Below are 19,258 nucleotides of genomic sequence, written 5' to 3' on the forward strand. Positions count from 1 at the left end.
GCCAGTGCACCTGGAATCTGCTGAGAAGTAGATTCCAGGTGAAAAAACAAACAATCTCAGGGTTGTTTTGGTCAAATTCAGGCCCGCACCAGAAAATACTGATACTGCCGTAGCGATTGTTGAGTTATTCAGACGTTCCCTAGCGGAAACTTTGCTGCAATCGCAACCCGGATCAGTAGTGGAGAAAATTTAAAAATTATCCATCTGGCACAATTGACCGCCCGCTCAGCTAGTGTGACCAGGCTCTGGCGAAAGAGTAAAAAGGATACCGGTGGGGGGACAAATGCAACTTGCGGTAGACCTCATAGAAAATACCTACTGGTTTCCAGTCTGAACAATCGCGGCCTATTTATCAGAGAGACAGGCTGCTTTTTGCCGCAGATTCATCAACCCTGTGCAATTTGTATCAAGCATTGGGTGAGAAAACCCTCGAAACCGAACATCTTCCCCCGTACAAATGGCAGCTTATAGCGGCTTTTAAACCGGGCAGCAAAGCAGTTCTGGCTGGTAGAAAGCAAACCACAACACCTCCCATTCAATCCACCTGGCAACAACGATTAGCGTCTGGGTTCAACAACCACAAACCAAGCCGTTCACCTCTAATGGCAAAAGCAACTCTCTCTGGAGCGAGCAAAGCGGTGCTCAAACATCCTCCACAGGCTGCAACTGCAAGTCGAGGTAACACCGAACCACGCCCACATTTATTAACCCAGCAGCTTACTTAGTTGCCGGGTTAACGTGGCACAAGGATGTACCACTACCGGGCGGAGGCCAGCGCAAACCCTTCCGCGTAATTGCACAGGTTTTCAAGGGCGACAATTCAATCGAGGAGAGAGCATCTATTGGATTGACGGGTTAATTGCAACAGCCGTTACTTACGCAGAAATTCCAGCATCCACTTGGCCACCGTGTTTTCGTGAATATCGTTCTGCAAAGAGGCCTGCCCCTTCTGCACCAGCTCCTCACCAAAGACTTCGCGACGCAGTTCCATCAGGCTCCGGGAGTAGGGTTTGGTAAATTCAGGGTGGGCCTGAAAAGTAAGCATATGATCGTCGATCTGAACCATCGCCATGGGACAAAACTCACTGGACGCCAGCACCCGGGCGCCGGGCGGCAGCTCCTCCACCTGATCCTGATGGCTGACCAGCAGGCTGAACCTCTGCATGGGTTCGGACATCCACGCGGGGGTTTCCTGCATCTCGTAACTGTGCACACCGATACCCCAGCCTTTGTCGGATTTGCGCGTCCTGCCGCCCAGTGCATGGGCAATCAGCTGGTGACCGAAGCAGATGCCGATGGTGGGTTTGCGGGCCTCATGCAACTTACGCACGAACGCCATCAGTGGCGCTATCCACGCCTTGTCCTCGTAAACACCGGTTTTGCTGCCGGTGATCAAGTAGGCATCCACCTCATCGATTTGGTCCGGCAAGTGGCCGCGCTGCACTTCGTAGGTTACAAACTCCAGACCCGGGTCCTGGCTGTTCAGCAACTCGGCGAACATCTCCGGGTACTCGCCGAAGTCTCCCACCAGCTCTGCGCGCACATCGTCAGTCTTCAATACTCCAATTTTCATTCTTCCACCGCTGAAATTGACTGCTGAGTTGGCCGATTATGGCACATTCACACCACTGGCGGCCCTCACCAACGGACAAACTTCCATCCCAGCAGGGTATCGCGCCTTCCCCAACCTGGAACGGCTACCGGGTACTCTTATGTCGCCGAGTCATACTGTACTTCGACCCAACTGCCCGCCCCAGGCCCTGCAGTTACATCCGATAACCGCGAGCCACAGGCCCACTTCTCTGACAGACGTGATCGTCCACATGAGTTTGCCGCCGCCGTTCGGGGGCGGCCGCAAGCCATTGAAAAGTATACAAGTCCGGCTAATAAAGTGGATACGGAGACCTGTCTCTGAATAGGTTCTATCGGTGCTGGCTATGACTTCTCATTGCGGCCCGGATAACAGGAAAGAGCTACTCTCGGACTTCCAATTGGCGGCCACATTATGGCCGCGCCGGCGCCAGCAGGGGCGCTTTCCGCAGACAGGGTCCCCCGGATGGCTTGTTTTCGGCACACGGCCACATAAACCCGGTGACTGAGAAAAATTTGTGTGCTGGAAATTATATTCCTCTCTATGAGAATTGACTCGATTTGGGAGACGATAGCATTTTTATTTGAGAACAGCGTTCCAATAAGAACAAAAACCCGGCAAAACCGTCCGCAGATACTTTTAATACTTCAGCACTGCCGCAGGCAAATGTCGTCAATTGTCAAAACATCACCGGAAATTACCGAGTAATATTACAGCCGATTCGGAACATAAAAGGTATAGCTGGCACCATTGGCCTTAAGGCCAAGGCATCTCGGCGATATAAAAAGCCGCGAGCAAGGTTGACGAAATTCTGGCGGAGCTTGGTATCTGACTCCTTTCTTAATCCCGCTAATTACCCGTTCGACGTTCTCCGGTAACAGTCATTCACAGCCGCTTTCAAACGGATTCTCCTTGGTTGCATACAGCCACAAGGGTACTCCGCTCTCACACCTATAAGGGTGGGAGGGGCAGCGGCCGTCAATGTTCTCCCGCCGCGCCCCGGCATGGACCGGACAATCCAGGATAGTGTGATGTTACTCAAAACCAACTCATTTAGCGGCTTCTACACATTGGTTGCCAGTCTTGGCAAGGATCCCGATGCGCTGCTGCGACGTTGCGATATAGACCCTGGAAAGGCGGCAAATACGGCGCGGGAACTGCCACTGAACACAAGAATCCATCTTATCGAAACCGCCGCACAGGAGTTCGACTGCGCGGACTTCGGGCTGCGGTTGGCGGAACTGCAGGATACCCGTACCCTGGCAGAAATCGCCTCACTCATCCTGGCACAAGCCACTGTCAGAGAGGGCCTGGAAACCATCATAGGCTATCTGGGCCAATCCTTCCCGGGTATCCTGATGGAGGTGCAAACCAGCCACCGGGGCGGTCTTGCGCGTATGGTGCTAAAGCTGGGGCAGGGGGAGGTTTGTCAGCGCCAGTCCGTGGAGCTGGCACTGCGCACAATCCACAAGCTGCTACAGCTGATCGGTGCCGGAAGCTTCCCTCTGACAAAGGTCCAGATGCGCGCTCCAGTACCACTGCAGCACCGCCGCTACCAGTCAGTATTTGGCGCGCCGGTAGAATTCTCCGGCGATATCGATGCCCTGCTTTTCCGCTCCGAACTGTTGTCAAAGCCAATTCCACAGGACCACGCCGAACTGAATCGACTGGCGGCGGAATATCGAGACCGGGATGCGCTGCACCAACCTCTGGGCCTGATCCGCCGGGTGAAACAACTGATATACGAGTTGCTGCCCAGCCACCAGTGCACACTCGCCGCAGTGGCGCGGCACCTGGGGCTACACAAACGCACCCTGCAGCGGAAGCTTGCTAAAGAGTCGCTGGTATTCGAAGAGATCATCGATCGCACACGCAGAAAACAGGCGGAGATATACCTGGCGCAGCCGGGGGCATCGATGACTCACATCGCTTCCATGCTGGGTTACCGCGAGCAGAGTTCGCTCAATCGCTCCTGCCGCCGCTGGTTCAACTGCACCCCCATGGAGCGTCGCCGCCAATTGCTGACGGAGGCAGAACCTGCCGGGGCCTGAACTGCAGGCCCCATCGGGACACCCCTGGCATCGCGAGACCCGGCCTCACCACTCTATGCCCCGGCGTGCCGCCACACCCGCCGCAAAGGCGTGCTTGTGGGAGCGCATTTCACTGACGGTATCGGCTATATCGAGCAGGTACTGTCTGGCTCCGCGACCGGTGATCACCACCGTTTGCGCCTGTGGACGACTGCCGATGGCCGCCAGCACGCGGGACCTGTCCAGCCAGCGGTAGTTGAGCGCATAGGTCAGCTCATCGAGCACCACCAGATACACGTCAGGATCGGCCAGGGCTTTGCTGGCCTTGTCCCACAGCGCCTGCGCCGCCGCCCGGTCGACTTCATCATCCTGGGTTTCCCAGGTAAAGCCAGTGCCCATCTGGTGCCATTCCAGCGGGTACTGTTCCGCCGGCAAACCGGCCAGCAGGTTTTTTTCTCCGCACTCCCAGGTGCCCTTGATGAACTGGGCCACGAAAACCCTGTAACCGTAGCCCAGGGCGCGGGTGACCGTACCAATGGCGGCGGTGGTTTTACCCTTGCCTTCGCCAGTGTGGACGACCACCACCCCGCGCTGCTCCAGTGCCTGGGCAATACCCGTGTCGACGATTTTCTTGCGCCTCTGCATACGCTGTTTATGGCGCTGGCGCTGGCTTTCGTCGCTACTGTTATCGCTCATATTCCTTCACCCCGGGTCGCGCTACCGCCGGTTCGGGACAGCAGGCTGCTAAAGACGCAGCTGCACCCCTCCATAGACTGCGGCCCTGGCAGTGTTGAAACCGGCCACTTCCCGATAGTCTTCATTCAGCAGGTTTTCCCCGCGCAGGCTCAACGCCACACGGGACGACAGCTGGTAGGATAGCTTGAGGTCCAGCTTGTTGTAGGAATCCAGCCCTACGATGCCGAAAGCCTCCGGATCGAGGTTCTTACGGTCCCCCACATACTGCCAGTTGACACCCATGACCACAGCATCCCCCAACCAGCGATAGCTGCCCCCCAGATTGGCGACCTGTTGTGCAACACCCAGGCGCTGGTTACCTCCGGCATCCTCACTGTCCAGCAGTGTACCGTTAAAATACCAGTCCAGTTGCTCCCCCAAGGCCCCACCCAGGGACAGTTCAATGCCACGGGATCTGCTCTCGCCTGGGTCCTGGCGGTAGGCACCGAAGCCCGAGCTGCCGAGCCTGAAGTCAAACACGATGGCATCGCTGATCTGTTGGTCGAAGAACACCAACTCCGCTTCCAGTGCGCTACCCAGACGATACTCGGCACCCACTTCATAGCCCCGGCTGGTTTCCGGTCCCACCGGCGCCACACCACCACCCAGGTTGTAGGACACCTCGAAAGGGCTGGGGGCCCGGTAACCAGTGCCGTAGCTGGCACGCAGCTTCAACTGTTGATTCGGCCCCAACAACAGTGGATAGGCCAAACTGGAACGCCAGCTTACATGATCATCGGTCTCGAGATTTTCGTGGCGAACCCCCAGGGTATAAAACAACTTACCGGCCATGTCGCCACGCCACTCGCTGAACAGCCCCAGGCTATCGATCTCTTGACCACTGGAGGCACCACTGAAGACGTTGGAGACGTCAGCGAACTCCTGCTGTTCGTATTCCGCTCCCCATACCAGTTCACCGCCTGCGGCCGCAGTGTTGCCCACATAGTTCAGTTCGCGGATGGTGCCTTCGACGGCGAAAGTGCTGATCCCATCATCCAGGTTGTCGCGCTCGATGCGCTGCTCCGCCAGATCCAGCTGGTGCTTGCCCGCACCGCTATAGCCCAGCCCCAGGCGGTAACTCTGTTGGGTGAACTGGTCCACGCAATCGTTGCTGGGCGAGAAAAAACAACCGTCAAAATCGGTTTCATTGTCGTTGTGACGCAGCTGCAAGCTCAAGTCCAGGGTATCGCTAAAGCGGTAACCCAGCTTGGCGTCAGCTGTGCGATTGCGGTAGCCGTCGCGCTCGCCGGATAAATCGATGGCACGGCTGTTAAACCCCTCTGTGTCCAGGGTGGAGACATTGAGCGCATAATCGAATGCCCCCCTCCGGCCCCCGACACCGGCGGAACCGGTAGTAGTGCCATAGCGCCCCGCCTCCAACGCCAGGCGCCCCTCCAGGTCAGATTGCGCTTTTCGCGTCACTATATTGATGACACCGCCGGCACCGGCGCCGTACATCATTCCCTGTGGGCCCCGCAAAACCTCGATACGCTCCACATCCGCCGCGAGTAGATGTTGTAGTTGAGTGGAAACCTGCGGGCTGGTGGGGTCGACGATATTAACGCCATCCAGCAACACCAAAGTGCGGTAATTGCTCTCTCCGCGAATAAACAGGGAGCTGACTTTGCCAGCGCCGCCGCTGTTGCTGATGGACACGCCCGGTAGAGTGCGCAACACGTCCATCAGGCTGGTGTAGCCAAGGCGTTGGATTTCGGGCCGGGTCAGCACAGAAACGGAAACGCCGAGCTGTTCGCGCGGGATCTCCACACGGCTCGCGGTTACCGAAACCAGTTCGAGGTCGTCCGCACCGTCGGCGGACACAGATTGGCTGGCGGCGATAACAGCCGCAGCGACAAGTGTTTTTTTCACAGGGGTTCCCCAATTTCGAAGTCAAAAACGAATTGAGGGAGGGTGAGTACAATCAGTGCATACAGCGGTGGCGGCGGACTGGGCCGGCACCTCACACGGACCAGACAAAGCCCTCCGCTTTATCCTACGCTTCGCTCGGGGCTGGTATCGGGCTGATCGCTCGCGCGAATCACCGTTGCGGGGGCAGCGCCGGATTTATGTAAATTGATACCGGACTTCCCATTTAACCCAACCAAGCACCACCCCATCTGGCAGTGCTGCTGGGCACCCAAAGCGGCGGCAAGGTTAGCGGGCCAGAGGGGCCGGGTCAACGCAAGCGCAGCAAAGCGCGCCGGTTTCACAGATCCGTCGGGGCCAACCGGCGATAGCTACCGACTACAGCAGCAGGTCGAGAGGCATAAACTCAGTCACGCCATTGCGGCGCCGCAAGCTGCTGCTCACGCCGTAAACCTCACTGACCAGGTCCGGGGTCAACACTTCCTCAGGGGTGCCCTGGGCGCGCAGCTGTCCCTGTTCCAACAGCAGGATACGGTCACAGTAGCGGGCCGCCAGCTGAAGGTCGTGGAGCGCCAGCACCACCGTTTTCCCCCCGGCAGCCAGCGTTCGAAACGTCTGCATCAGCTGCAACTGGTGGCGGATATCCAGGGCCGCAGTGGGCTCATCCGCGATCAAAAGTGGCGCCTCGCCCACCAGCAGGCGGGCCAGCTGAACCCGCCGCAGCTCGCCGCCGGACAGATGGGTCACCGGGCGCCCGGCCAGTGCGCCGGCATCCACCTGCTGTAAAGCCCAGTGGATGCGCTGCTGCCGGTTTGCAATCCGCCCCCAGGGCAGCAGCCCCACCCCCACCAGGTCCGCAGCGACAAAACTCCAGGCCGGAGACTCGGCCTGGGGCAAATAGGCACTGATACGCGCGCGCTGTAGCGCTGAAAGCTGGTCCGCATCGCGCCCACCCAGCTCCACTCTTCCGGAAGAAGGTGTCAACACTCCCGCCAGGGTCGCCAGCAAACTGCTCTTGCCGGCACCGTTGGGGCCCGCCACGGCGGTCAGCTGGAAGGGTTCGAAAGCGCAGTCGATACCGGTGAGTACAGTCCGGCGGTGACGCCGCAAACACAGCTGATGGCAGCTGGCCTCCAGACTATCTGTGCTCACAGGAACCGCTCCCGCCGTGTACCGGCGATCAGCCAGAAGAAAAACGGCGCGCCGATAAAGGCGGTGACCGCGCCGATGCGCAATTCCTGGGTACCGATAAAATTCAACACGAAAATGTCCGCCAACAGAAGTAACAGGGCACCGGCGAGGGCACTGGCCCACAACAACCGGCCCGGATCCTGACGCACCAACGGTCGCATTAGATGCGGCACCACCAGGCCGATAAATCCGATAGTACCCGCCACCGCCACCGCCGCCCCCACCGCTGCGGCAATTCCCAAGAGTATCGCCAGGGGATAGCGGCGACCGCCAAAGCCCAGGGAGGCGGCACTGGCCTCACCCAGGGAAAGCGCACGCAGATAGTTGCGCGCTGCAAACAATAACAGGCCCCCAAACAGCATAAATGGCAGTGCCAACAGCAACTGGTCCCAGCCCCGGTTGGCCAGCGATCCCAACAGCCAGAAGACGATCTCCTGCATCGCGAACATACTCGGCGCGTAATTGAGGGCCAGGGCTATAGAGGCGGACAGAAACGCATTGATGGCCACCCCCGCCAACACCAGCCGCCCGGCACTGGCGCCCCGCCCCGCAAGCAGCCAGACCCCGGCCACCGAGGCAAAGGCGCCACCGATGGCCAGCAGCGGCAACAACCAGCCCGACTGCCAGGCGAGGCCATAGTAGAGCAGGATTATCGCCGCCAGCGCCGCACCACTGCTTACCCCCAGCAGCGCAGGCTCCGCCAGAGGATTGCGCAACATACCCTGCATGGCCGCCCCCCCCATACCGAGAGCCGCGCCCACGGCCAGTGCCAGCAGTGCCCGCGGCAGGCGCAACTGCCACAGAATGACAGCGTCACCCTCTTCACTGCGCCAGCCGAGCTGCAGAGCCTGCAACAGATCGATATCCACCGGACCGCTGAGCAAGGCCAGCACCAGTGCGGACGGCAGCAGTAAAATCAGCAACAACAGAGGGGCTTTTGGGTTACTCGCCAAGGGTTTTTCTCTTTTCCTCGAGTTGACTAAGTACCTCCACTGCCACCAGCGCCGGACAATAGCCCAGTTCTGCGGGTAGGGTATAAATCCGGCCGCTATCGATATAGCGTCTCAGTACCGGGTGGCGGCTAGCCAGGTGCGCCAGCGCAAAAGCGCTGTCACCACCGTAGAACACCAGCAGCTCGGGCTGTGCCGCTATGACCTGCTCCAGACTGACGCGACCCAGTTGGTGAATGCCCTGCTCTGCGGCGAGGTTGGCAAACCCGGCTTGTTGCAGCAACTGGTGCTCCAGCATGCCGTCGCCGTAAGTGATGTTGTTGGCGGACAGAATCAGCGCTCCCGGCCGGTTCCGGCTGCTTGTATCGACTGCCGTCCGGTCCAGCAGCTGGCGCAGTCGCCGCCGCTGGGCCAGCAACCGGGGCAGTGGCCCCAGCACCTGCTGCAACTGGTGCAACTGCTGCTCCAACTGCTCCAGGTTGTGGGCGTCGGGGATGCGCACCACCTGTACTCCCAACTCCTGCAACCGCGCTGCCGCGCGGCCGCCGCCGTACTGGCCAACCAGCACTAGGTCCGGTCGCAGGTGCAGCAGTTCCTCCGCCTGGCCGCGGTTCAGATATACATGCTCGGGCAGTGGTGCGCGCCGGTATTGATCGTTGGCGGACAGCCAGGTCACTGAGGCGATTTTCTCCGGCGCCACCCAGTTCAGCAGCAATTGATCGAGACACAGATTGAGCGAGGCAATGCGTTCATAGGCACTGGCTGGCAGTACCAGGCAGCTCAACAAAAGGCCACAACACCACTTCACGCGTCAATCGCCGCCAGTGCTTCCGCGAGGCTTCTGACGGGCACTATCTCCATCCCGTCGATATCATTTTTCAACCGGTTGGCGGCGGGCACTATGGCTTTGCGGAAACCGTGCTTGGCCGCTTCGCGCAAACGCTCCTGACCGGAGGGCACAGGGCGGATTTCACCCGCCAGCCCAACCTCCCCGAAGACCATCAGATCCCGCGGCAGCGGCCGGTCACGAAAACTGGATACAACTGCCAGTTGTAGCGTCAGGTCGGCGCTGGTTTCCATCACCCGCACGCCTCCCACCACATTGATAAAGACATCCTGGTCACCAACCAGCAGGCCGCCGTGGCGGTGCAATACCGCCAACAGCATATTGAGCCGGTTCTGGTCCAGGCCGACGGCCACCCGGCGGGGGTTGCCGAGACTGCTGTCGTCCACCAGCGCCTGCAACTCCACCAACAGGGGCCGGGTTCCCTCCCATACGGAGGTCACCACGGAGCCGGCTGCCACCTCCTCCGCCCGCTGCAGGAATATTGCCGAGGGGTTGGAAACCTCCTTCAAACCCTGTTCGGTCATGGCGAAGACACCCAGCTCATTGACAGCGCCGAAGCGGTTCTTGTGCGCGCGCAGGGTACGAAAACGGGAATCGTGGGTACTTTCCAGCAGAATGGAGCAGTCGATAATGTGTTCCAGTACCTTGGGGCCCGCCAGGCTGCCATCTTTGGTGACATGACCCACCACAATCATGGCGGTACCGGTCTGTTTGGCGAAGCGGGTCAGGTAGGCGGCACTTTCCCGCACCTGGGCTACAGATCCGGGCGCCGACTGCACTTCGCTCATGTGCATGACCTGGATCGAGTCCACCACCACTACCCGCGGCTTAACGGTGCCGGCAATGTGGCAGATGCGCTCCACGTCCGTCTCCGACAGCACCTGCAGTTGATCCATCGGCAGTCCCAGCCGTTTCGCACGCATCGCAACCTGTTGCAGGGACTCCTCGCCAGTGACATACAGGGCCGGCATCTGTTGCGACAGATGGCACAAGGTCTGCAATAAAATGGTGGATTTGCCGGCGCCCGGGTTACCGCCAATCAGGACCACCGAACCCGGCACCAATCCACCGCCCAGCACCCGGTCCAGCTCTCCGGTATTGGTGGGAATGCGCGGCAGCTCGCTCAGATCGATTTCGGCAAGCTTCTGCACCTCGCCCGCGCCGGCCGCCCCGGCGTACCCACTCTGGCCATCGATAGCACTGCGCCCGCGGCCCAGGCGCACCTCACTGAGACTATTCCAGGCCCCACAGGCACCACACTGGCCGGACCACTTGGTGTGGTCCGCTCCGCATTCGTTGCAAACGTAGGCGGTTTTGCTTTTTTTTGCCAAGGCCCCTCTCCCGGTCGATCGCGGTCGCCACCGCACAGGGGGCACAGTGTAACCGCCCGGGGTTGACCGGGAAAACAGCCGCACCAACAGTGGGCAGGTTTGACCGCTAAAGCCGCAAATCCGGACTGGGAAAAGCCATGGAAGGCTTGTTCAGCTATCGATTAGCAGACTGTTGAAATTCGAAGAATTTCGACGCCTGCTACCGGAATAGGGATGTTCCGGCAAAATCGGCGACGCCTAAGTCGTTGATTTTGGGAGAAAAGTGAAAATCACATTTTTCGCTTTTCGGGTTTTGAAAAAGGCAGGATGCCTTTTTCAACAACCTGCTAGAGCCTGTTCAAGGCCAGCCAAAGGGAGGCGACCGGCAACAGAATACACCGCTCGCCGGCATCCGCTGGAGCACACAGGGCGCACCTAATGTTCCTGTGGAGGAATTATTTCTCCATCCCCAAAGCTGCCGCGAGGCCCTGTCCATAAGCCTCATCGGCCTGATACGCATGATCGAGATGCCGTTGCTTGATAAAGTCCGGCACGCCTTCCATTGAACGAGCAGTATTCTCCAACAAGCGCTGCCGCTCTTCCTCACTCATCAGGCGAAACAGATCCCCTGCCTGGGAAAAGTAATCGCTGTCTATGCGGTGATCGTAATGGTCGGCGTCATTGGAAATACGCAATGGCGGCTCGGTATAACCCGGCTGCTCCGCCCACTCTTTGTGGGAGTTTGGCTCGTAACCGATGGTAGAACCGTGGTTGCCATCGACGCGCATGGCACCGTCACGGTGATAGCTGTGAACGGGACAGCGAGGTGCATTCACCGGAATCTGGTGATGGTTTACCCCCAACCGATAGCGCTGTGCATCGCCGTAGGAGAAAAGGCGGCCCTGCAACATCTTGTCCGGGGAAAAGCCGATACCTGGGACTACGGCAGCGGGATTAAAGGCGGCCTGCTCGACTTCGGCAAAAAAGTTTTCGGGATTGCGATTTAACTCAAACTCCCCCACCTCAATCAGCGGATAGTCTTTTTGCGACCAGACTTTAGTCAAATCAAACGGGTTGAACTGGACTGTATCGGCTTCCAATTCCGGCATGATTTGTACATACAGGGTCCATTTCGGAAAATCCTTGTTCTCGATAGCGTCATACAGGTCGCGCTGGTGACTCTCGCGATCGCGGCCAATTAATTCGCCAGCTTCCCCATCGGTCAGATTTTTAATTCCCTGCTGGGTCTTAAAGTGAAATTTGACCCAAAAACGCTCGTTATCCGCGTTGATAAAACTGAAGGTATGACTGCCAAAGCCGTGCATATGGCGGTAGCTGGCCGGTATTCCGCGGTCGCTCATCACGATGGTTACCTGATGAAACGCCTCCGGCAACGAGGTCCAGAAATCCCAGTTATTGGTGGCACTGCGCATATTAGTGCGGGGGTCCCGTTTTACCGCGTGATTCAGGTCCGGAAACTTGAGCGGGTCGCGCAGGAAGAATACCGGCGTGTTGTTGCCAACCAGGTCCCAATTGCCCTCCTCGGTGTAGAACTTGAGAGCGAAACCGCGAATATCCCGTTCCGCGTCCGCTGCGCCGCGCTCGCCCGCCACGGTGGTAAAACGTGCGAACAACTCCGTCTGTTTACCGATTTCGGAGAAGATCTTTGCCCGCGTATATTTGCTGATGTCATGTGTCACGGTAAAGGTACCGTAGGCACCGGACCCCTTTGCATGCATACGCCGCTCTGGGATCACTTCGCGGTCGAAGTGAGCCAGTTTTTCCAGAAACCAGACATCTTGTAGCAGCTGGGGACCGCGGGGGCCGGCGGTCATCACATTCTGATTGTGGGCTACGGGGCAGCCGGCAGCTGTGGTTAGTTTCTTGCTCAAGGTTGTTCTCCTACTCCAGGTGCAAAAAGAGATGCCCAAAAAGCATAGTGGGGCCAGTACACTCTCCGGGGACCAGGGCGCCAACTCGACGCTCACCGGATAGCTGCAGGTTATCTCTGGCCAATGAACGCATAAAGACAATTGTTATTATGCACTCAATAGAATTTACCTATAGGATGAGTTTGCCCCTGCCGGCAAACTGGCCCGCAATGGGGCGGAAAGTTGCCGGGATAATGCGTAGCTTTTTGAGGACGTCAATCCAATCGATGACGGATCATGAACTGGACTCACGGGCTGATAAGACAACCGAGATGAGGGCGTGTTCCCACCGGACCCGGGCCAATCAGGGAGCGATTGTCTCAGTCAACAGGTGCTTGACATTGTAGGGAAACACCACCTGCTGATCGGGTTGGTCGATTCTGTGCTCCCGGCCGGGCCAGTCAATACGGCTCAGAATATGGCGGATGACATTGAGGCGCGCACGCTTCTTATTGTTGGCCCGCACCAGGTACCAGGGCGTGATTTCATTGTGGGTTGCGGCAAACATCTCGTTGCGGGCCACACTGTAGGCCCGCCAGTGTTCTACCGCCACTTCGTCAACCGGGCTCACCTTCCACTGTTTCAGTGGGTCCTGACGCCGCGCCTGCAGGCGCTCTTCTTGCTCCCGGCGATCAATATCCAGATAGTATTTGAGAATCTGTATGCCGGCATCCACCAGCATATGCTCGAAGGGCACCACGGACATAACAAAATCCTGGTACTGGTGCTGGGTGCAAAAGCCCATTACCCGCTCCACTCCTGCGCGGTTGTACCAGCTGCGGTTGAACAGCACCATCTCCTGCTTTGCCGGCAGGTGCGAAACGTAGCGCTGAAAGTACCAGCTGTTTTGATCCCGGTCCGAAGGTTTTCCCAGTGCCACCACCCGCGTTTCCCGCGGACTCAAGTGCTCGACAATGCGCTTGATACAGCCGTCCTTGCCAGCGGCGTCGCGCCCTTCAAATATAATCAGTATCTGCAACTGCTCGGCTATCAGGTGTCGCTGCAGCTTGACCAACTCAATCTGTAAGTGGCGAAGGTTTTTTTTGTAGTCGCGAATATCGTCCATCCCATCGCTTTCCTTACCCATGGGCTGTCTCTCGGATTCCTTTAACAGGTTGTCGAAAAGCCATCTCTGGCTTTCCTCAACGCGAGTTTGCAGTGCATGTCCGCGAGCCCTCTACAACAAATCAAGCAGTTACTTGCTTGATTTGCGAGCCCTAAATCCCTGCTGGGGACGACAGACTGCGGAGAGCCCCCTCACCCAATATCACTCCACCAGCAGCCGGCCGCGGTACATCTGCATCTGACAGTGAAACGGGTATTCGCCCGCCTCCAGCGCCGGCAGCTGGAGGCGGGTGCTGGTATCAGATGCCAGCTGGGCGCTGATTTCAAGGTCGGGGAAAAGGACATGCTCGGCACAGGGGTTGGGGTCCTCACGCCGAAAAATCAATTCAGTGGGCTGGCCCGCCGGCAACAGGATTTGGTCTGGCTGGTAGACGCCATCTTTGACCAGTATTTCCAGCTTCGACGCTGAGGGTAGCACCACGGCAGCGGCTTTTGTCGGCCCCAGCCAGAACCACCAGACGGTGGCACCAATCAACAGCAAACCGGTGAGGTTGACCAATAAATGCATCATACCCGAGCCTCCGTCGGTCGAAAGAACCGCAGACGGCCGGCATTACTCACTACCGTGACCGATGAAAAAGCCATGGCGGCACCGGCGACCACCGGACTCAACAAAGCGCCGGTCAAGGGGTAGAGCACTCCCGCCGCTATGGGTATTCCCAAAGTGTTGTAAATAAAGGCACCGAACAGATTCTGGCGAATATTGCGCAGGGTGGCCTGGGACAGTTCAATCGCGTCGGCGACCCCATGCAGGGAAGAGCGCATCAGGGTCACGTCGGCCGTTTCAATGGCCACATCGGTCCCGGCGCCGATGGCAAAACCGACATCCGCGCGCGCCAGTGCCGGTGCATCGTTGATGCCATCACCTGCCACCCCCACCAGCTCGCCACCCCGCTGTAACTCGGCGACGATACGCTGTTTGTCCTCCGGCTGCAGATCCGCATACACCCTCTCGATTCCCACCTGCCGCGCCACCGCCTCCGCCGTAGCCTGGTTGTCGCCGGTAAGCATCTCTACCCGCAAACCCAGAGACTGCAGCCGCGCCACCGCCGCCCCGGCATCGGCCCGCAGCGGGTCGGCAACCGCAATAATGCCGGCGGCCCTGCCATCGATGGCCGCAAAGATGGCCGTGCGCCCCAGATCCGCCAGTGCGTGTGCGCGTTCCTGCCAGTGGCTGATGTCGACACTTTCCCGCTGCATCAATTTCCGGTTGCCGAACGCCACTCGTTTGCCTTCGACAGTGCCCGTCACACCCTGGCCGGTAACGGCATTGAAATCCGTCGCCGCGTTCAGCGTCAGGTGCCTGTCCTTTGCCGCCGACACCAGCGCCGCCGCCAACGGGTGTTCCGAACCCAGCTCCAGGCTGCCGAGGACGGTGAGCAGTTCCGCTTCGCACCTGTCACCGCCGGTGACAATATCGGTCACCCGCGCCGCGCCCTCGGTCAAAGTGCCGGTTTTATCCACCACCAGTGTGTCCAGTTTGCTGGCCTGTTGCAGCGCCTTGCCATTGCGAATCAGCACACCGTATTCGGCCCCCTTGCCCACGCCCACCATCACCGACATGGGGGTGGCCAGACCCAGGGCACAGGGACAGGCGATAATCAATACCGAGGTGAGCACCACCAGCATATGGGCAGCCTGCGGCGGCGGTCCCCAGTTAAACCAGACCAGCGCTGCCAACAGAGCGACAATGATGACTACCGGGACAAAAATACCGGAGATCTTGTCCGCCAGTCGGGCGATTGGGACCCGCGAACTCTGGGCGTTTTGCACCATCTTGACGATATGGGCCAGGCGTGTGTCGGCGCCGACTTTTTCCGCCCGAAACAGCAGGCTGCCATTTTGGTTCTGCGTGCCGGAAACCAGAAAATCCCCCGCTGCCTTGCGCACCGGTACCGGTTCACCCGTGAGCATGGATTCGTCCACCAAACTGGCTCCCTCCTCGACGGTACCATCCACGGGAATTTTTTCACCGGGACGCACCCGGATGCGATCCCCTACCTGCACCAGCTCCAGCGGCACATCCTCCTCGGACCCGGCGCGCAGCACCCGCGCGGTGGTATCCCGCAGTTCCAGCAGTTTCTCCACCGCCGAGCCGGTGCGACTGCGGGCGCGGAGTTCCAGTGCCTGGCCCAGGTTAATCAGGCCGATAATCATGGCGCTGGCTTCGAAATAAACGTGCCGCGCGGCTTCGGGAAGTGCCTGGGGCATGAGTACCACGGCCATGGAAAACAGCCAGGCGGCACCGGTGCCCAGTGCCACCAGGGTATCCATGGTGGCACTGTGATGCAGAAAAGCCCGCCAGGCACCGGTAAAGAAATGTCCGCCACAGAAAACCAGTACCGCCAATGTCAGCAGCCCCACCAGGCCCCACAACAACTGTTGCCCCAGAGTGGTCACCGTCATGTCACCGCCCAACAGCCCCCAGGCCATCAGCGGCACTCCCAGGCCCAGTGCCGCGGCACAGCGCCACAACAGGGAGTGGTATAGGCGCCGCTCTTCTTCGCGCTGCCTCTCCCGCGACTCGCGCGCGTCCGGGTGCACCGGCTCGGCATCGTAGCCCGCCGCCCTGACAGCGGCGATGCACTGGGATTCACTGACCTGCCCCGCCACACTCAGGGAGCGATCGGCGAGGTTGACCCTGACTTCTCCTATGCCGGGGACTGACTTCAAAGCCGCCTCTACCTTGCTGACACAGCTGGCACAGCGGATGCCGCGCAGTCGAAAGTTAAGTGCTTGACCGGTCATAACCACTCCGCCACTGGTACTTCGATAGTCAAGCTTAAATCCCGGCCCAAAATCCGCGCAAGAAAAAGGTCGCGGATCCACCCCACCGTGCTGTCGAACGAATGGTTTGGCACCAAAAGACACCGCGCAAGGCCGGTGTGCGGATGTTAGAATGCCCCTATGCGACACCCCCTGCTTCCCGAACGTCCCCTGAGTATTTCACCGGCTCTGGCCGCCACCCTCGGCCTGGAGGAAGCGGTGTTGCTGACGGCTCTGGGTGATCTGCTGCCCTTCCTGCCGGCGGAGTCCCACCCGGGGCGGGACTGGTACAGTGCGGATGCCCGGCAGCTGCAGCTACAACTGCCCTTCTGGCAGCCGGTGGACATCCAGAGGATCGCCACCAGCCTGCGCAACCAGGGCGCCCTGCTGCTGGGCGCCGCGCCCTACGGCGAAAGCGGTCTGCTTAAATTCGCACTGCCGGGCGACTATGCCCCCGGTGACTCAAGGGCGCGACAGATACCACCAGTTGCCGCACCCAGCTCCCGCAGCGCCAACACCATTGCCCCCAATTGGCAGCCGGATCAGGAGACGCTTGCGCGCATTGCGCAACTGGGGGTGCCGGAACACTTTGTGCGCGAACAGCTGCCGGAGTTTGTCACCTACTGGCGTGAACGGGGCCAGCCGCGCCACTCCTTCGGCGCCCTGTTTCTCAAGCAGGTGAAAACCAAGTGGGAGGCATTCCGGGCCACCGCGCAGCGGAAGCAGCCGCTGCCGGCGGACTGGCGCCCGGTCGACGAGACATTGCGCAAGCTGGCGGACGAGGGGGTACCCAGCACTTTTGTGCAGCGGGCGCTGCAGCGTTTTCGCGACTACCACAGCTCCAGTGGCAAGCAATCCATTTCCTGGGACCTGGAATTCAACGACTGGGTGATGGAGGACTGGGAGAAGCAGGACACCCCCTTTATCGAAAAGCGCAGGCCCGCCGCCATGACCCGCGACTGGCAGCCCAGTGAGCACACCTGGGAGCAGCTGCGGCGCCTGGCCATCAACCCCAGTTTTGCCGCCGAGCTGCTGCCAGAGTTTATCTACAAATGGCTGGAGCGCGGCGGCCACAGTGCGCGCTGGGGTGAACTGTTCATCGAGTATGCGCGCGAGGAGTGGGCCTATTTCTGCCAGGGGATCGAGAAGAATCCGGTGGCCAAGCCTATTCCGCGCAACTGGCAGCCGGGAGGCGACTGCTTGAGTCACCTGGTCAACCAGTGTGAAATAGAACGGGACTTCGCCCTGGCACTGGTGCCGGAATTCATTCTCTACTGGCGCGATCAAAACGCGGCGCGCAAGAGTTGGGACGCCGTGTTTGTGCGCCACGCGCGCCACCAATGGGCAGAGCGCAACAAACTGGCGATAGGACGGGCACATGGCACCCAGCAAAGTACCAACAACGAAAACCAGCGAACCCGCGACCGCTCCATCGGGGACATCCTCGCAGACACGAGCTGGGCCAACTGACCGGGAAAAGGTAGCCGCCGTCAACCAGGTATTCGGCCTGTTCAAACTGAACTACCACAACCAGTACAGCGCGGCATTTCCGGACACCCAGACACTGCACCATGCCCAGCGGCTGTGGCTCGAAGCCCTGGCCGCCTTCACCCCGGAAGAGATAATGGCCGGCGCCAAGCGCGCCATTCTGCAAAGCGAATACCTGCCCACAGTGCACAAGATGCTCAAGCTCTGCGCCGCCGGCGACAGGGGTCTGCCGGAGGCCCGCGCCGCCTACCGTGAGGCCTGCAATGCCCCCAGTCCCAAGGCCGCCTGCCACTGGAGCCACCCCGCCGTCTACTACGCCGGGCGCGAGGCCAACTGGTTTTTTCTCGCCAATAACCCGGAATCGGTTGCCTTCCCGGTATTTGCCGAGCACTATCAAAGGATATGCGCGCGGGTACTGGAGGGGCAGAAACTTGCACCGCCGGAGCGGCTGCAACTGGAGGACGGTCCCGGCGAGCCCCTGGGCAAAGAGGAAAACGCGCAAAGACTGGCGGCATTGCGCGCTGAGCTGGGTCTCTAACCGGGCCCCGATGTTTTTTCCCGGTGCACCGCCCCGGGACAATTCGCAGAGTTCAAGGGCGATGATCCAGGGCCTGTTCAGAACAATAGAATCGCCGTATAAATAACAGGCCCGGAGGGCCTCACAAGAATAAACTTTTTTCCAGCCAGCAGGTGACGTCATGACCAGACCCTCTTTTCTGCTAGCGGTACCCCTTCTGTCGCTGCCAAACCTGGCCAGCGCCGACTTTTACTCCCACCGTTACGCCGGTATCAGTTTTGGCGATACCGGACAAAGCGGCTTCTGCGAGGCCGCCGATCGCTTTGTGCAGCGCGTCGATGCCGGCCCCGAAATGGCTTCCAGTGACAAGTGCAGCGATACCGGTAGCAGTGTGAAGCTCTACGCCGGCTGGCGCTGGTCGCCGTATCTGGCCGTGGAGGCCAGTTTGCAGCGCCTGAACCGGACCGAACTGGGTTTCTATCTCAGCAACGACCTCGGAAAGTTTCTGCATATCATCGACAAGGTGGAAACGCATCTGGGCGCCGGCTATATAGTGGGGCACTGGCCACTGGCAGGGGATAGTTTCAGTCTGTTTGGAAAACTCGGCGGCGGCTTCTGGAGCGGGCAACTGCACGAAAAACAAACCGGCCAGGATCTAGTCACCTTCGTCGACCTGAATACGGGTGAGGTGTTCGAAGAACTGGACAACGTCAATCGCAGGGGAAGCAACGGCGACACAGGCTTTATGTATGGCTATGGGGCCGGTGTCAGTTATGTGCACGACAATGCCTGGGCACTGCGCCTGGAGTGGGAGACGCTGCAGAGCATGGGCAGCGATGAGCTGCGCGGCACCTTCGACGCCAACACACTGTCCCTTGGCTGGAGCACCCACTTCTGAGATATGAACCCGA

Annotated in this window: 15 protein-coding genes and 1 riboswitch; of the genes, 4 read left to right on the top strand and 11 right to left on the bottom strand. The window is 59.5% G+C overall.

What is annotated here, in order from left to right; genetic code table 11:
- Nucleotides 1-871: 871 nt before the first annotated feature.
- On the bottom strand, nucleotides 872-1,573 hold the full coding sequence (locus AB1S50_RS05935; protein WP_367149587.1) for a glutamine amidotransferase-related protein: 702 nt from the start codon (nucleotides 1,571-1,573) through the stop codon (nucleotides 872-874).
- A 1,049-nt stretch (nucleotides 1,574-2,622) separates the two neighbouring features.
- Between AB1S50_RS05935 and AB1S50_RS05940 the strand changes: the two genes are divergently transcribed.
- A complete protein-coding gene (locus AB1S50_RS05940) occupies nucleotides 2,623-3,642 on the top strand; it encodes an AraC family transcriptional regulator ligand-binding domain-containing protein (RefSeq protein ID WP_367149588.1) in 1,020 nt (339 codons plus the stop codon).
- 45 nt (nucleotides 3,643-3,687) lie between these two features.
- On the opposite strand, the gene cobO is transcribed toward AB1S50_RS05940, so the two are convergent.
- The 10 genes from cobO to AB1S50_RS05990 all read right to left on the bottom strand — a co-directional run bounded on the left by cobO (nucleotide 3,688) and on the right by AB1S50_RS05990 (nucleotide 16,324).
- Nucleotides 3,688-4,317, bottom strand: coding sequence for a cob(I)yrinic acid a,c-diamide adenosyltransferase (gene cobO, locus AB1S50_RS05945; RefSeq protein ID WP_367149590.1), 630 nt, complete (start codon nucleotides 4,315-4,317; stop codon nucleotides 3,688-3,690).
- A gap of 48 nt (nucleotides 4,318-4,365) precedes the next feature.
- On the bottom strand, nucleotides 4,366-6,225 hold the full coding sequence (locus AB1S50_RS05950) for a TonB-dependent receptor plug domain-containing protein (protein ID WP_367149591.1): 1,860 nt from the start codon (nucleotides 6,223-6,225) through the stop codon (nucleotides 4,366-4,368).
- Between the two features lie 122 nt (nucleotides 6,226-6,347).
- Nucleotides 6,348-6,512, bottom strand: a riboswitch (cobalamin riboswitch).
- Between the two features lie 88 nt (nucleotides 6,513-6,600).
- Nucleotides 6,601-7,374 (bottom strand): ABC transporter ATP-binding protein, encoded by a 774-nt coding sequence (locus tag AB1S50_RS05955; protein ID WP_367149593.1) that lies wholly within the window; start codon nucleotides 7,372-7,374, stop codon nucleotides 6,601-6,603.
- The gene (locus AB1S50_RS05960; RefSeq protein ID WP_367149594.1) at nucleotides 7,371-8,366 is read right to left on the bottom strand and encodes a FecCD family ABC transporter permease; all 996 of its coding nucleotides are present in this window, start codon (nucleotides 8,364-8,366) and stop codon (nucleotides 7,371-7,373) included. The genes AB1S50_RS05955 and AB1S50_RS05960 overlap by 4 nt, the downstream gene beginning before the upstream one ends.
- Entirely contained in the window at nucleotides 8,356-9,171 is an 816-nt protein-coding gene (locus AB1S50_RS05965; protein ID WP_367149596.1) for an ABC transporter substrate-binding protein, read from the bottom strand. Before AB1S50_RS05965 ends, AB1S50_RS05960 begins: the two co-directional genes overlap by 11 nt.
- On the bottom strand, nucleotides 9,168-10,541 hold the full coding sequence (radA, locus tag AB1S50_RS05970; RefSeq protein ID WP_367149597.1) for a DNA repair protein RadA: 1,374 nt from the start codon (nucleotides 10,539-10,541) through the stop codon (nucleotides 9,168-9,170). Before radA ends, AB1S50_RS05965 begins: the two co-directional genes overlap by 4 nt.
- Before the next feature lie 434 nt (nucleotides 10,542-10,975).
- Nucleotides 10,976-12,355, bottom strand: a complete 1,380-nt coding sequence (locus AB1S50_RS05975) for a catalase (RefSeq protein WP_455363738.1) — start codon at nucleotides 12,353-12,355, stop codon at nucleotides 10,976-10,978.
- A gap of 400 nt (nucleotides 12,356-12,755) precedes the next feature.
- Nucleotides 12,756-13,538 (bottom strand): polyphosphate kinase 2, encoded by a 783-nt coding sequence (gene ppk2 / locus AB1S50_RS05980; RefSeq protein WP_367149600.1) that lies wholly within the window; start codon nucleotides 13,536-13,538, stop codon nucleotides 12,756-12,758.
- Nucleotides 13,539-13,718: 180 nt separating this feature from the next.
- Nucleotides 13,719-14,087 (bottom strand): cupredoxin domain-containing protein, encoded by a 369-nt coding sequence (locus tag AB1S50_RS05985; RefSeq protein ID WP_367149601.1) that lies wholly within the window; start codon nucleotides 14,085-14,087, stop codon nucleotides 13,719-13,721.
- Nucleotides 14,084-16,324 carry a heavy metal translocating P-type ATPase gene (locus AB1S50_RS05990; protein ID WP_367149602.1) on the bottom strand — a complete coding sequence of 747 codons (2,241 nt, stop codon included), beginning with the start codon at nucleotides 16,322-16,324 and terminating at the stop codon, nucleotides 14,084-14,086. The genes AB1S50_RS05985 and AB1S50_RS05990 overlap by 4 nt, the downstream gene beginning before the upstream one ends.
- 159 nt (nucleotides 16,325-16,483) lie before the next feature.
- Between AB1S50_RS05990 and AB1S50_RS05995 the strand changes: the two genes are divergently transcribed.
- The 3 genes from AB1S50_RS05995 to AB1S50_RS06005 all read left to right on the top strand — a co-directional run bounded on the left by AB1S50_RS05995 (nucleotide 16,484) and on the right by AB1S50_RS06005 (nucleotide 19,245).
- Entirely contained in the window at nucleotides 16,484-17,812 is a 1,329-nt protein-coding gene (locus tag AB1S50_RS05995) for a DnaT-like ssDNA-binding domain-containing protein (protein WP_367149604.1), read from the top strand.
- Complete coding sequence (locus AB1S50_RS06000; protein WP_367149605.1) at nucleotides 17,721-18,368, top strand: replication protein P; 648 nt, start codon at nucleotides 17,721-17,723, stop codon at nucleotides 18,366-18,368. The genes AB1S50_RS05995 and AB1S50_RS06000 overlap by 92 nt, the downstream gene beginning before the upstream one ends.
- Before the next feature lie 160 nt (nucleotides 18,369-18,528).
- Nucleotides 18,529-19,245 (top strand): outer membrane beta-barrel protein, encoded by a 717-nt coding sequence (locus AB1S50_RS06005; protein ID WP_367149606.1) that lies wholly within the window; start codon nucleotides 18,529-18,531, stop codon nucleotides 19,243-19,245.
- Nucleotides 19,246-19,258 lie beyond the last annotated feature (13 nt).

The organism is Microbulbifer discodermiae, assembly GCF_040742695.1.
In the GTDB taxonomy this organism is placed as follows: domain Bacteria; phylum Pseudomonadota; class Gammaproteobacteria; order Pseudomonadales; family Cellvibrionaceae; genus Microbulbifer.

Bases quoted from the DNA above. Each gene is read 5' to 3' on its own strand.
- AB1S50_RS05935 (WP_367149587.1), bottom strand. From the start codon at position 1,573: ATGAAAATTGGAGTATTGAAGACTGACGATGTGCGCGCAGAGCTGGTG.
- AB1S50_RS05940 (WP_367149588.1), top strand. From the start codon at position 2,623: ATGTTACTCAAAACCAACTCATTTAGCGGCTTCTACACATTGGTTGCC.
- cobO (WP_367149590.1), bottom strand. From the start codon at position 4,317: ATGAGCGATAACAGTAGCGACGAAAGCCAGCGCCAGCGCCATAAACAG.
- AB1S50_RS05975 (WP_455363738.1), bottom strand. From the start codon at position 12,355: ATGACCGCCGGCCCCCGCGGTCCCCAGCTGCTACAAGATGTCTGGTTT.
- ppk2 (WP_367149600.1), bottom strand. From the start codon at position 13,538: ATGGGTAAGGAAAGCGATGGGATGGACGATATTCGCGACTACAAAAAA.
- AB1S50_RS05985 (WP_367149601.1), bottom strand. From the start codon at position 14,087: ATGATGCATTTATTGGTCAACCTCACCGGTTTGCTGTTGATTGGTGCC.
- AB1S50_RS05990 (WP_367149602.1), bottom strand. From the start codon at position 16,324: ATGACCGGTCAAGCACTTAACTTTCGACTGCGCGGCATCCGCTGTGCC.
- AB1S50_RS05995 (WP_367149604.1), top strand. From the start codon at position 16,484: ATGCGACACCCCCTGCTTCCCGAACGTCCCCTGAGTATTTCACCGGCT.
- AB1S50_RS06000 (WP_367149605.1), top strand. From the start codon at position 17,721: ATGGCACCCAGCAAAGTACCAACAACGAAAACCAGCGAACCCGCGACC.
- AB1S50_RS06005 (WP_367149606.1), top strand. From the start codon at position 18,529: ATGACCAGACCCTCTTTTCTGCTAGCGGTACCCCTTCTGTCGCTGCCA.